At 43.6% G+C, this 12640-nt stretch carries 13 protein-coding genes; all 13 read right to left on the bottom strand.

All coding sequences use genetic code 11. From position 1 onward, the window contains the following. Nucleotides 1-2: 2 nt before the first annotated feature. Complete coding sequence (locus tag H6G96_RS34455) at nucleotides 3-611, bottom strand: hypothetical protein (RefSeq protein WP_347242316.1); 609 nt, start codon at nucleotides 609-611, stop codon at nucleotides 3-5. A 268-nt stretch (nucleotides 612-879) separates the two neighbouring features. Continuing rightward, nucleotides 880-1191, bottom strand: coding sequence for a hypothetical protein (locus H6G96_RS34450; RefSeq protein ID WP_190918105.1), 312 nt, complete (start codon nucleotides 1189-1191; stop codon nucleotides 880-882). Continuing rightward, nucleotides 1182-1457, bottom strand: coding sequence for a hypothetical protein (locus H6G96_RS34445; protein ID WP_190918103.1), 276 nt, complete (start codon nucleotides 1455-1457; stop codon nucleotides 1182-1184). The genes H6G96_RS34450 and H6G96_RS34445 overlap by 10 nt, the downstream gene beginning before the upstream one ends. A gap of 324 nt (nucleotides 1458-1781) precedes the next feature. Then, nucleotides 1782-2543 (bottom strand): class II aldolase/adducin family protein, encoded by a 762-nt coding sequence (locus H6G96_RS34440; protein ID WP_190918100.1) that lies wholly within the window; start codon nucleotides 2541-2543, stop codon nucleotides 1782-1784. Beyond that, entirely contained in the window at nucleotides 2527-3201 is a 675-nt protein-coding gene (locus H6G96_RS34435; protein WP_190918098.1) for a hypothetical protein, read from the bottom strand. Before H6G96_RS34435 ends, H6G96_RS34440 begins: the two co-directional genes overlap by 17 nt. Nucleotides 3202-3214: 13 nt before the next feature. After that, nucleotides 3215-4324 carry an LLM class flavin-dependent oxidoreductase gene (locus H6G96_RS34430; protein WP_190918096.1) on the bottom strand — a complete coding sequence of 370 codons (1110 nt, stop codon included), beginning with the start codon at nucleotides 4322-4324 and terminating at the stop codon, nucleotides 3215-3217. Nucleotides 4325-4394: 70 nt separating this feature from the next. Further along, a complete protein-coding gene (locus tag H6G96_RS34425) occupies nucleotides 4395-5465 on the bottom strand; it encodes an aliphatic sulfonate ABC transporter substrate-binding protein (RefSeq protein ID WP_347242315.1) in 1071 nt (356 codons plus the stop codon). A 281-nt stretch (nucleotides 5466-5746) separates the two neighbouring features. After that, the gene (locus H6G96_RS34420; protein ID WP_190918093.1) at nucleotides 5747-6592 is read right to left on the bottom strand and encodes a MetQ/NlpA family ABC transporter substrate-binding protein; all 846 of its coding nucleotides are present in this window, start codon (nucleotides 6590-6592) and stop codon (nucleotides 5747-5749) included. Nucleotides 6593-6660: 68 nt separating this feature from the next. After that, nucleotides 6661-7317, bottom strand: coding sequence for a methionine ABC transporter permease (locus H6G96_RS34415; protein ID WP_181927421.1), 657 nt, complete (start codon nucleotides 7315-7317; stop codon nucleotides 6661-6663). A 53-nt stretch (nucleotides 7318-7370) separates the two neighbouring features. After that, on the bottom strand, nucleotides 7371-8561 hold the full coding sequence (locus H6G96_RS34410; RefSeq protein ID WP_190918091.1) for an LLM class flavin-dependent oxidoreductase: 1191 nt from the start codon (nucleotides 8559-8561) through the stop codon (nucleotides 7371-7373). A gap of 102 nt (nucleotides 8562-8663) precedes the next feature. Next, nucleotides 8664-9902: an acyl-CoA dehydrogenase family protein gene (locus tag H6G96_RS34405; RefSeq protein ID WP_190918088.1), complete on the bottom strand. Its 1239-nt coding sequence runs from the start codon at nucleotides 9900-9902 to the stop codon at nucleotides 8664-8666. 62 nt (nucleotides 9903-9964) lie between these two features. Further along, nucleotides 9965-10993 carry an aliphatic sulfonate ABC transporter substrate-binding protein gene (locus H6G96_RS34400; protein ID WP_242063515.1) on the bottom strand — a complete coding sequence of 343 codons (1029 nt, stop codon included), beginning with the start codon at nucleotides 10991-10993 and terminating at the stop codon, nucleotides 9965-9967. A 299-nt stretch (nucleotides 10994-11292) separates the two neighbouring features. Continuing rightward, entirely contained in the window at nucleotides 11293-12630 is a 1338-nt protein-coding gene (locus tag H6G96_RS34395; protein WP_190918086.1) for an LLM class flavin-dependent oxidoreductase, read from the bottom strand. Between the last annotated feature and the right edge of the window lie 10 nt (nucleotides 12631-12640).

Here is a 12640-nt window from a genome sequence, read left to right as displayed (position 1 = left end):
CTTTAGAGGCTTTTAGAACAGCCATGTCTTTTCGATTTTTTGATTGGTTGACCCTGAACCGGGACGTATTTGCTGCTTACAAAGCCAGTTTGGGCTTTATTTGGGCTTAATTTTTGTTTAAGTCCCGTTAAGTGTAGACGAAAGAAATCTGCGTCCGGCTCAATCCGCACCAACTTCGTCTGATACCGAACTGGAATGCCCAGAAAATGCCGATACCAACTGAGGTACTCAGCCCAGGCCACTCGTGGAATGCGGTCAATCGCTGTGTATGCCTCAACACCGTGCCGTGCCTCATACCAAGCTTGAAATGATAGCGCCGGAATGCCCAGTTCTGGCCCTAGCAGGTTTTTCGGTGTGCGTAGCTTTTTCATCCGCGCCCGCGTCAGCCACACGCCAGCATGGGCTTCGTCAAGAGCCTCGTCGATGACTGTCACGCGGCCAATGCCGGCACGCCGCAGGGCAAATGCGAAGGTGCTGCCACTGCCACTACCGCCTACTATCGTCACATTGTGGTCAATATCTGCGCGATCGCTCACCCAGTTTTCGGGATCGGGGCCGAGTAGGCGCAACGCCTCACGAGCGGCAAAATCGAGGTCAGTCGTTGTTGTCATGTCGGTATTTGAGGATGAAGTGAGATTTTATCGAGATTAGTGATACTGAAAAGCATAATAATTAGTGATACTGAAAAGCATAATATTATGAGAAGCTAATTATTAGTTTGTCTAATATTAATCTTTACAAATAAACAATTACTGACTGTTAGCAAAGTGGTGCTGATGTCACCCAAATACTTGAAAGAAACTACCCTGTAAAGGTGTACTGCACATTGCAAATTAGTTGAAATTTTCTATTAATTTGAGTAGCTGATAACGCTTATTTTTATTTATTAGCGAGTGTCTTTAAAGAAAAATTTTTTAGTTTGCTAAAAATCTCAAACCATTTTATTTCCTGCTTAATAGAACGCTCACTATCAGCAGATTCTTGTGGTGGTAATTCCCAAATATCTCGTATCTCATGTTCTTCGCAATCTGTTAATTGGAGATGCTCTGGTAATTGAGACTGTTGCCCAAATAACCAAGGTACTGCATTTAATAATTCTCTTTCTATTCCATGAAACATAATTTTTACCCTTATGAAAAACAAGGTGATTTTGACATTTTGCTTTTTACTTCTTGCTGCAATTATTGGCATTTGGCGACATCTTCGTTCAAACTGCTGTCCCATAGTTGTTTCACATCAACTTTTGTGGAAATTACACCCGCTTGAAAAAAGGTATCAGCAACTTTTTGCTGAAAAGCAATAGCTGCATCAGAAACAGGAAGTAATTCTTGACGACGCTGTTGTTGTCCTTGCTGGGCATCCTGATAAACGATGCCTTCATCAACATCGATAGTAGTTGCATAATTCTTCGACCACTGCTTAAGATTAGATTCACGCCAAGTTTGGGATTTCCGCAAACGACAGAGAAAATCAGCGATGTCTTCGACGGGCTACGCCAACGCAACCTTCTTTTGGGGATCAGTGATCGCATTCGGTGAAGCAATAATCACGAAGTTACCACTCAAAATATCTTTTGCAGATTCCAGCACTCGCGCCCCTTCTTTTTGGGCTTGGGGGATAGAGTAACCGTAGGTAGCCCAAGCATCAAGCTCACCTTTACGAAAAGCCGAAAGTCCATCGGGTATTGATAAAGGAATCCAGAGAGAAGAAAAAATTCTGCCGCAGCCAATTGGTAGACACGTTAAGTTTTGGGTATAAAAAGATAATCAAGAAAAATCCAACTACTCTAGTAAGTCTGGTTCTTCGCCCACAATTCGGTCGTAGAGTGGCTGAAAGCTAAACCAACCGCCGGAATGGGTTCCTACTTGGTTATGAGTAAAAGTTGCTGTTTCGTGATCAATGGGAAATGGTTTGCCAGCTGCTTCTGCAAGCAGTTGGGCTTGAGCTGATCGTTCAAAAGAAATGTACCAAAAAGCAGCTTCGTCTACTGTCTGCCCCACGGTCAAAAAGCCATGATTCCGTAGGATGACAGCTTTCTTGTCTCCCAAACATTCAGCAATTCTTTTACCCTCTGAAGTATCTAAAACTACTCCTCTATAGTCATCAAATAGAGCGTGGTCTTGATAGAAAGCACAAGCATCTTGAGTTAGAGGATCGAGCAGGCGACCAAGACTTGACCAAGATTTACCATGCAGAGAATGAGCATGAGCAGCTGCAACTATATCAGGTCGCGCCTCATGAACCTGTGAATGAATCGCAAAAGCGGCGCGATTGACAGGAGCATTACCTTTGACAACTTCGCCTTCTCTATCGACCAAAATCAAGTCAGAAACTCGGATGTGACCAAAGTACTTGCCAAGGGGATTTACCCAAAAATGGTCGGTAAACTCAGGATCTCTGGCGGTGATGTGGCCTGCTGTTCCCTCACTAAAGCCAAAACGAGCAAACAGTCGAAATGCAGCCGCAAGGCGTTGTTTGCGGTAGAGTCGTTCTTCTTCAACTCGTTCAAAGACCGGCGGTTGTGGTCTAGTGAAATTTGGCATGATTTTCTCTTTCTTGTTTCATAAGTACATTGGAGTATCTAGAGCGAAAAGACTGCACACTCTTTTGTTCGGGATGATAATGATGTCGCCAAATGCTACCAGTATCATTACCCATGACATGAATTGAGATAGATGGAGCGAAGAGTGTAATAGCTTTGACAGAGTGAATATCATTGTCTGGAGGTAGTAGATGGTAAATATCACCAGTTTTCACTTGATAGGTTCCTACTGTTTCTAACTGGGCGCGTCCTTCTAATTCGCCGTTATCCACGCGACAATATACTGTTTCTTCTTGTTTGCCTTGATACAGCCCTACTAGTCCCCAAGATAAATGATCGTGGACAGGCGTGATCGCATCAGGAGGAATTACCAAACTGAAAATAGTTAGTACTCGTTCTTGAGAACGATACAGCAACCATTGCCCGATTCCTTGGCCTAAACCACTGTCAGGATTTGGTTGAGTAAAAGGTTTTGGTAACCAATTCTCTTTCTTCAGCAGTGCTGCGAAGTGAGGTTCTAGAATATTTAGGGTTTCTGTGCGGTTATGCTCTGTGCTAGAGATAATTTCTTTAGCGATCGCTACAAACTCACGCACATCAGGATTATCAACAAACCATTGGTCTGCTTTTAGAGGTTCAAGAACAGTTGTATGAGGCATAGATTTGGCTTCTTCAAGCTACGGTTGCTGTTTGTCGTTCTTGTCGTTGCACTTGTTGACGTACCAAAGGAATTACATCTCGACCGTAGGCGATCGCATCTTCCACCGGATCAAAACCGCGAATTAATAGTGTTGTGACTCCAGCTTTGTAGTAATCAAATAATGACTCTGCAACTTGTTCTGGAGTCCCCACTAAAGCAGTAGTATTACCACGAGCGCCAGTAGCAGCTGCGATCGGTGTCCATAAACGCTTATCATGAATTTCGCTTTCCTTAGCAAAATCCAACAACCGCAATGAACCAACAGCTTGAGGTCGCAAAGAAGCACCAGCAGATAATTGAATACCTGCTTTAGCAAGGCTTTCATTGATGCTTGAGAGAATATAACGCGCCTTTTCCCATGCTTTTGCTTCTGTTTCGCCCAAAATCGGACGCAAGGAAACACTAAATCGTAAGTCTTTTCCAGGCGGTGCTGCGGCTTTCACCTCTGCGATCCGTTGTTTAATAGCAGCTATGGGTTCTCCCCAAAACGCATATACATTACTGTGCTTTGCACCTACATCCACAGCAGCACCAGAAGCACCACCGAAATATATTGGTATATGTGGCTGCTGTAAAGGTTTAACTTCCGAAAATGCATCTTTGAGTTGGTAAAACTCCCCTTCATAATCAAAGGGTTCTTCACTCGTCCAAACTTGCCGCACAATATCAAGATATTCATCGGTACGGCGATAGCGAGTATCATGATCAAGCCAATCACCATCGCGCTGTTGTTCGGCATCGCTCCCACCAGTAATGATATGCACTGCAACGCGACCATTAGAAAAGTGATCTAATGTTGCTAATTTACGGGCGGCTAAAGTGGGAGCCACAAAACCTGGTCTATGTGCAAGTAAAAACTTGAGTCGTTCTGTTGCAGCAGCCACATAACTGACTACATTAAAGCCATCTGGTCCTGTAGAACTATAACCAACTAATACTCGATCAAAACCACCATCTTCATGGACTTTTGCAAATTTGCGGACATAAGCTAAGTCTATAGTTCCTCCCGTGAGAGATACGGTAGGGTCATATAATTCAGACGCTTCTCGCGTACCAATCATGCCAATAAATTCCACAGGCATATAATTTTGCTCCAAATCTTTGTTATTTAAGTTTTTAGTGGCAGTTATTCTGTGCCTCTTTTCATCTTTCCTACCTAGCGGCGGTAGTTTCTAACGGACATACTGCTGTAGCAATGTCTACTCGTTGCGGAATAATTTTTTGCTCTAGTAACCAATCAGCTGTTTTCTGAAGCTTGGCGATATCTTCACTATTAGTAAATACGTAAGACTCTGGCCCTCGATTTTTCGTCACCTGCTTGGCTACCGCATCAGAAACTTTTAATTCTTTAACTAAAAAATCTGATGCAGCATTAGTATGTTGATTTAACCATTCACCATCCTCACTCAAAGCAGTAAGAGCAGCTTTCACGGCTACAGGATTTTCTTTAGCTGCATCACCACGAACAACCATAATGCCGTAGGTAGGAGCAGGGTGTGTAGTAGTAATTCTCCGTGCCTGATGCTCTAATTGGGCAATGGAAATATAAGGTTCCCAAACTGCCCACGCATCAACAGAACCTTGATATAGAGCAGGTGCAGCATCATTCGGTGATAAGTAAACTCGCTGGACTTTATATGAAGGAATATTTTCTTTTTCCAAAACTTTTAATAACAGATATTCGCCCGCACCACCTTGATTAACTGCAACTTTTTTACCTACTAAATCAGTCGGTTTACGAATCGGAGAATCACCACGAACTAAAATGGCACTACTCAAAGAATCTGGGCTAGGACGCTGCACAGAGCCAATACAAAGAGGTTGTCCGGCAGCAATTCCAGAAATAGAAGGAATATCACCACAGCCGCCAATATCCACTCGATTACCATTGAGAGAACTTAAAAGCGTAGCGCAACGGTCAAATGGCCCACTCCATTCAACTTTAATATTTTGCGTGGCTAACTGACGCTCTAACTCACCTCGTTGACGTGCGATGGGAATAATCCCGCCTTTTTGGTAGCCCAAGCGAATCACATTACTTTTGTCTGTAGTTTTGGTAGTAACAGTGTTTGAGGAGGAATCTGAGTTAGCTATGGCATTGATAGCTGTTTGTTGACTGCAACTAGAAGCTATCAAAGCAAGAAAAGATATTGCGATCGCAATGTTCTTACTGGCAGAACATTTTTGTTTGTACTGAAAGCGATGTTCTTTGAAAGAATTCACCACAATTGACTCCTTGATATCAATTTTTAGGAGTTTAAGCAGCCATATCTATGATGATAACGAGTAAATACTGTAAATCGATTAATTTATCGTAGTATTAATAAACAAGATACCACCTTTTGATGGGCTGTTCAAATCCAATCAATATTTCTTTATTTTTGACTATGAGGATTTAGTGCAGGTGTTTGTATGTGAATCTACACTCAAGTAGTGAGAAAATAAACTGTAAAAAGACCATAGACACAAATATCAAAAAAAATATTTAATTTGAGCGACAAGCTCTAAAAAACTGGTATGATCCTTCCTTTGTATTCTTTATCTATAAAATTCTTGACATCTGGATGGATGAGTAGTTTGTTTAACTTTTGAATCTTTGGTTCATTTTCTCGACCTTGTAATGTAACTAATGCAAGAGCGTATTTCTTGTCTTTAGCTGTTTCTTCACCCATAGAATTAGGTTCTATCCCTGCAAGTGCAACCGTTTGAGCAGAAGATACTATGAAATCTACATCATTAATAGCTCGGACAACTTGTACACCTTCTACTTCCTTGATTTTCAAGTTTTTCGGGTTAGCAGCAATATCTCTTTGGGTCACGAATTGTTTAGTATTTTCTTTTAATTTAATTAAACCGTTAGTTGCTAATAACCGTAATCCTCGGTCGTTATTGATGACATCATTAGCAACTGTCACAGTTGCATTTTGGGGAATTTCGCTTACTGATTTGAACTTTTTAGAAAAAAGACCAAGTGTGTTTAAATAAACTGTATTCAATGCTACTAAATTTAGATTTAGTTCTTTACTAGCATTATTCATGAAAGGCCTGTGCTGAAAGAAATTAGCATCAATAACCTTATCTCTCAAAGCTGTGTTGGGTTGTATCCAGTCATTAAAGGTAACAACTTGAATCTCCAAGCCTTCTTTTGCTGCTATATTGTTATTCACAAATTTCAAAATATCCTGAGAGAGTATACCAGTCACCCCAACTTTAATTACTTCTTTTTGCTCTTTTTGGCTAATTATTTGCGTATTAGTAAAGTTTTGAGTAGATTGTTGACTACAACTAGCAAAGATTGAAGAGACAGTCAGGGAACCTAAAGCTGTTAAGAGAAATCTGCGTCTATTCATAAGATTTATAATTAGTGTAAATTGTAAATGTTGAGTAAAATATTGCTCTTCTGCCTTCTTGCTTTCATTCAGCGTTTTCTCATCCGCTGTGCAATTAAATCACCAATAAATTGAATAATTTGTACTAGTGCAATCAAAACCACAATGGTAGAAAACATCACCCCTACATCGAAGCGTTGGTAACCATATTGAATTGCCAAATTACCTAATCCACCCCCACCCACAGCCCCAGCCATCGCGGAAGAGTTAAGTAAACTCACAATTAGAATCGTCATACCTAATATTAGTGAAGGCAAAGCTTCGGGAATTAAGACTTTGAGAACGATTTGCCAATAATTGCACCCCATTGCTTGGGCAGCTTCTATTAGTCCCTTATCAACTTCTAAAATGCTAGTTTCAGCGATACGACCAAAAAATGGAATGGCGGCGAGAGTTAGGGGAACTAAAGCAGCAGTGCTACCGATGGAAGTGCCGACAATTAGGCGGGTGAGTGGTGTTAAAACGACAAGCAAAATAATAAAAGGAAATGAGCGTCCAGTATTGACGATCGCACCCAGCACTTTATGCACTTGGGGAAAATCTAGCAAGTTTCCGGGGCCTGTCATCACCAGCAACAAGCCCAAAGGTAAGCCTAATACTATTGCAACCAGGGTAGATATACCCACCATGTAAAAAGTTTCACTAGTGGCTAGCAACAAGCTTTGGAGTAATTCTTGTCCTTGCATGGATGCACCTCTTAAATCAGTTATCAAAGTTTTCTACTGGTAACTGATAACTGTTAAAGTCTCAGCCCTGCCTGTTTCAGTAGTGGTAAAACACGCTTACCGAAGAAATCTAGATCAGGCTCGAAATCGTAGAACGCAAGCTGGAACCCATCGACACCAGCTTTATTCAGTTGCAAAAGTTGTTCGGTAATTTGTTCGGGTGAACCGATTAGCTGCACATTACCACCGATCGCACTGCCAACATCATGACGCAGATTTCCCTTCTTATGCCCCCTCCAGGCGTGTGCATCGCTGCTAACGCCAGAACGTCCAGCAATTGACTCATAATCGGCATGGTCGATTATCGCTTGAGCATATTCTTCTGCCTCTTTTTCAGTTTCCCGCACGACAATAAGCGGATTTAGGAGAGTGCGGACTTGTCTACCATTAGCGATCGCTGATTGTTTGACACGGGCTGTATGGGCGGGTAACGATGACAAGGCGCTTTCTATATCACCGCCAGCCGGACTAGTAATAAATACGATATCAGAATGGCGACCCGCAAACTCGATGCCAGCATCCGAACCGGTGGCGTTAACTAGGATGGGGCGACCATAAAGCGGTCGGGGGCTGATGTAAGCATCCTTAAACTGCCAAGAACTCTGACTTTTGTAGGAAAAACTCTCTGTTTCCGACCAGAGTCGTTTGAGGATGGTGACAAATTCATCAGCGAGTTCATAGCGGCGATCGTGTTCGATTTGGCTCCAGCCGAACAGTTCATGCTCATAAGCCCTGTGTCCAGTGACAACATTAATTCCCCAGCGACCTTTAGAAATGTGGTCGAGTGTCGCACCAAATTTAGCCAGATGGATGGGATGCCAAGGCCCGTAGAGAACATGAATTGTTGAGATTAATAGAATGCGTGAGGTAATACCAGCAAGGGAAGCAGTAGCAATGAAGGCATCTAAACCTGCTTCTGTCCGAGTTGGTCCCTGTCCGCCCTTCGGCTGCCATGTAGAATAGCCGAAAACCAGGTCAAAACCTAATTCCTCAGCCTTTTGAGTCAATTTGGCATTGTAATCAAATGACCAGTCTGTAGTGCGTGGTAGGGTAGAAGAACTCCAACCACCGTGATGAATCGGTAAGAATAATCCTAGCAGTACTGGCTGCCGGAGAGCTTGGGATAATGGGCTTTGGGGATAGTTTGTTGGAGAGGCGATCGCCTCTTTACTTGCTCTCAAAAAAGTAGTATCAATTGCACTCATAGTTCCTCTCAACGGTTTCGGTTGGCTGCGAGATCCCCGACTTCTAAATAAATACTCATAAAATGGTTTTCCGTAGGTTAGAAGTCAGGGATCTGAACAAAATTAAAAGAATCCTCGTTGCGGCAATGGTGTACCGTTGATCTCGTAGTCGCCGATCGCACGAGCCTTAAAGTGATTTGGGTTGTGTGAGGATAAGGTGCGGGCGTTGCGCCAGTGGCGATCAAAGTTGGAGCTTTTCTTTGTTGTGGAAGCCCCACCAACTTCAAACAGCAAAGTGGCCGAACGTAGAGCCAAATCATCGACAATCAATTTGGCTTTTGCTGCACTCAGAGAAGTTGCCAGTGCCGCAGCCGTTTCTGCCTCTTCACCCTGAGCTTGGGCAGCAGGGAGGCGATCAAGACCATCAGCTGCTGCTAAAACGATCACTTCGGCAGCAAAGGCATTGGCGGCAATCTGCCCGATGGTTTGTTGCAAGATTGGATCTTCTGAGGCTTGCTCGGATACAGCATGGTAGAAAGTCCGGGGCCGGGTACGGACGAGGGCTGTTGCATCGCGTAGAACGCTGCGAATAATGCCAGCATTGATTGCTGTTAAAAATAATTGCGGGACAATGTTGTATGGCAGGTTGTCTTTATCTGTGTCTGTGTCAAAAATTACTTCATCCGCCTCTACACGGACATTTGTAAATGTTGTCGTTCCCGTACCTGTAAGCCTTTGACCGAAGCCGTCCCAGTCGTCCACAAGGTCTATTCCCTCGCGGTTGGTAGGAATGAGTATAAACGCTGTAGTGCCATCGGGTACTAGCACACGCACGAAGATCAAGTCTGCATAAAGGCTGCCAGTACTGTAATACTTCGTCCCATTTAGACGATAGCCATCGCCATCAGGTGTTAATTTTGTATTCACTACTTGACCACCACCAGCTCGCTTAACTTCCAGTTCGGTCGAAGCGAGTCCAATAATCGCGCCATCTACGACGGCTTTGAGCCAGCGTCGATTCCTTTGGGTGCGCTGAGAACGCAAAATTCGCTCTGTCACAGAGAAATGATTCCGCACAATGTGAGCGACATTTGGATCGGCATCCCCTAAGCGAATCACGACCTCAAACAGTTCGCGTGCGGTGCTACCACCACCACCTTCGGCAACGGGAATTCGCAATGCACCCAACCTGGAACGCCGGATCAACTCAACCACATTATAAGGAAGGATACGATCGCGATCGCGCTCACTTGCCCCCAGTGCAATAAAATCAAAAAGCTGCTGAAGTTCTGGCGAATTTGTTCTCACAGGAGCCGAAAATTGAATTTTCGTATCTGCAAGTTTTTCTGGACTCTTAATCATTAGTTTTTATCTCCGAATATGCCTAAAAAATCTATGTTTGTGAGTCGTAAAGCAATTGCTACTCAAGGCTTGACATCTATTGGAGTCAAAGCAGCATACTGTTCAGGAGAGAGAGTCGCATCCCTAACATTGGTTTTTTTTGTGATGAAATTTTGTTCATAAAACAAGTCAGCAATCTTCTGCTGTCCTGACAAAACTTCTTCACTCAGAGGTCTGAGAGTGTAAAACCTTCGCTTTGAAACTAATTCCAATGTAGGAACATCAATTTTTGCTTCGGGCGAGATTAGTTCGGCAACTTCTCTTGGATTGCTTTCAGCCCATTTACCAATATTATTAATTTCTTCCAAAATAGCTTTAACTAATTCAGGGTTTTCTTTAACAAAGGTGCGTGAACCTAACCAGTAGCCTCCTTGGGTAGTAATGTTTTTACCATCGCGGAGAATGCGAACCCTAGCAGTTTTTTGAAATACAGCCAAATGCGGATCGCCAACAACGGCGGCTTCAATACTCTTACGTTCAAATGCTGCACGAGTTTCTAATGGTGTAAGGTTAATGTGTTTAACATCACTAAGTTTTAGTCCGGCTTCTTTTAAAACCTTCACAACGAAGTACTGCTGTGCTGTGGCTCTTTGGAAAGCTAGTCCTTTACCTTTTAAATCGGCTACAGTCTTGATTGAAGAGTCTTTATCGACTACAACAGCAGTCCCTTCACCAGTACCAGGTTTAGTACTAGCAACATATACAAAAGGAACACCAGAAGCTTGAGCAAAGATAGGTGGAGTTTCACCAACAGAACCGAAATCCACACTTCCTACATTCATTGCTTCTAGAAGTTGCGGCCCGGCGGCAAATTTTGACCACTCTATAGAAATACCAAGTGGCTTTAAACGCTTCTCTAAAACTCCTTTAACCTTGACTATATCTCCAGCCGACTGATAGCCCATCCGTAATACTTTGGTCTTGATATTACTAGAAGCAACAGCGGTTTTCTCTGTAATTTGTGAGCTACAACCAACTAGGCTTGTAGACAGGGTAAATACTCCAGCCACTAATATCATGAGAAAGCTACGTTTTTTAAATATTGCTACCATGATGTATACCAATTTCCTGGGGTTAAAATATAAGCTTTAATTACTACTAAGAACTGATTTTGAAATGATGTAAAAGTTGGAGAGCGGAAATTTTTTATTTTGCGATTAGAGTCCGTTTACAAACTGCCTAATCTGACAAAAACTAAAATCTACTGTAAATCCACCGCTTTAAAGTAGATTCTTAATTCCACGAAATATACCACAAGCTAATCTAAAAATCAAGCAGCAAGGATTACTATGCTATTGATGCAAGTGGCAAAATGAAATGAATGCTAGGTGTAATAGCTAGCGATCGCAGCTTATACCAGACTAGGCTGGAAGAAGCGATTAGCAGGGCGCGCCAACCCCAAATTTTCGCGCAGCGTCTTGCCCTCATACTCTTTGCGGAAGATTCCACGCCGTTGGAGTTCTGGCACAACCTTGTCCACAAAATCATTCAGCCCTTCAGGAAGAAAAGGGAACATGATGTTGAAACCGTCAGAGCCTTCTTCAGTCAGCCATTGCTCCATATCATCAGCGATCGTTTGGGGCGTACCGACGAAGGCCAGTCCGCCGTAACTGCCAATGCGTTGCGCCAGTTGTCGAATAGTCAAGTTCTCACGTTGCGCTAAGGCTATTACTCTTTCTCGTGAAGAGTGACCAGCATTAGTCGATGGGATTTCTGGCAAGGGACCATCGGGATCAAAACCCGAAACGTCGTAGCCAAGGGCACTATTTAGGCTAGCGATCCCACTGTCATAATGTACTAGGCTATCTAAATGAAGACGCTTGGCATATGCTTCGGCGACGGTTTCACCCACGATGACTAAAGCACCAGGAAGGATTTTTATACTGTCTGGGTCACGGCCAATTGCCCGCGCCCGCCCCTTAATGTCTGCAAATAAAGCTTTACCAGCTTCCAGATTACCAGCAGGTGCAAACACAGCCTCGGCGGTTTCGGCAGCTAATTGCCGTCCGGCTTCGGATGCGCCTGCCTGAACGATTACTGGCCAGCCTTGGACAGGTCTGGCGATGTTCAATGGCCCTCGCACCGAGAGATATTTTCCCTGATGATTAAGAACGTGAAGCTTTGCAGGGTCAAAATAAATCCCTGCTTCCACGTCCCGAATAAACGCATCGTCAGCAAAAGAATCCCAAAGACCCGTGACAACATCATAAAATTCTCTAGCTCGCCGATAGCGTTCATCATGCTCTACCTCTTCTTCTAAACCAAAGTTGAGTGCTGCGTCTGGATTGGCTGTGGTGACGATGTTCCAGCCAGCGCGGCCGCCACTAATATGGTCGAGAGATGCGAAGCGGCGAGCGATGTGGTAAGGCTGGTCGTATGTTGTGGAAGCGGTGGCTACTAGTCCGATGTGTTCAGTGACACTGGCGAGGGCTGAAAGCAGGGTGAAAGGTTCAAAGGATGTGACAGTATGGCTGCGTTTCAGAGCGTTAACTGGCATATTCAGCACCGCTAAATGATCTGCCATGAAGAATGCGTCAAACTTGCCTTGCTCTAGTTTCTGGATGAATTGTTTTAGTGCCGGGAAATTGAAATTAGCGTCAGGCAAAGCCCCAGGATAGCGCCAAGCGCCTGTATGTATGCTTACCGGGCGCATAAAAGCACCTAGTTTTAATTGCTTCGATCTGCTCATCAGTCCTCCG

Source organism: Nostoc sp. FACHB-892, assembly GCF_014698795.1.
In the GTDB taxonomy this organism is placed as follows: domain Bacteria; phylum Cyanobacteriota; class Cyanobacteriia; order Cyanobacteriales; family Nostocaceae; genus Nostoc.
Note: the sequence above shows the minus strand (reverse complement) of the source record. Positions and strands in the feature narration are given on the sequence as shown.

Excerpts from the sequence above, each read along its gene's own strand:
- H6G96_RS34435 (WP_190918098.1), bottom strand. The coding sequence starts at position 3,201 with ATGCCTCATACAACTGTTCTTGAACCTCTAAAAGCAGACCAATGGTTT.
- H6G96_RS34450 (WP_190918105.1), bottom strand. The coding sequence starts at position 1,191 with ATGCCAATAATTGCAGCAAGAAGTAAAAAGCAAAATGTCAAAATCACC.
- H6G96_RS34405 (WP_190918088.1), bottom strand. The coding sequence starts at position 9,902 with ATGATTAAGAGTCCAGAAAAACTTGCAGATACGAAAATTCAATTTTCG.
- H6G96_RS34420 (WP_190918093.1), bottom strand. The coding sequence starts at position 6,592 with ATGAATAGACGCAGATTTCTCTTAACAGCTTTAGGTTCCCTGACTGTC.
- H6G96_RS34430 (WP_190918096.1), bottom strand. The coding sequence starts at position 4,324 with ATGCCTGTGGAATTTATTGGCATGATTGGTACGCGAGAAGCGTCTGAA.
- H6G96_RS34455 (WP_347242316.1), bottom strand. The coding sequence starts at position 611 with ATGACAACAACGACTGACCTCGATTTTGCCGCTCGTGAGGCGTTGCGC.
- H6G96_RS34410 (WP_190918091.1), bottom strand. The coding sequence starts at position 8,561 with ATGAGTGCAATTGATACTACTTTTTTGAGAGCAAGTAAAGAGGCGATC.
- H6G96_RS34440 (WP_190918100.1), bottom strand. The coding sequence starts at position 2,543 with ATGCCAAATTTCACTAGACCACAACCGCCGGTCTTTGAACGAGTTGAA.
- H6G96_RS34415 (WP_181927421.1), bottom strand. The coding sequence starts at position 7,317 with ATGCAAGGACAAGAATTACTCCAAAGCTTGTTGCTAGCCACTAGTGAA.
- H6G96_RS34395 (WP_190918086.1), bottom strand. The coding sequence starts at position 12,630 with ATGAGCAGATCGAAGCAATTAAAACTAGGTGCTTTTATGCGCCCGGTA.
- H6G96_RS34400 (WP_242063515.1), bottom strand. The coding sequence starts at position 10,993 with ATGGTAGCAATATTTAAAAAACGTAGCTTTCTCATGATATTAGTGGCT.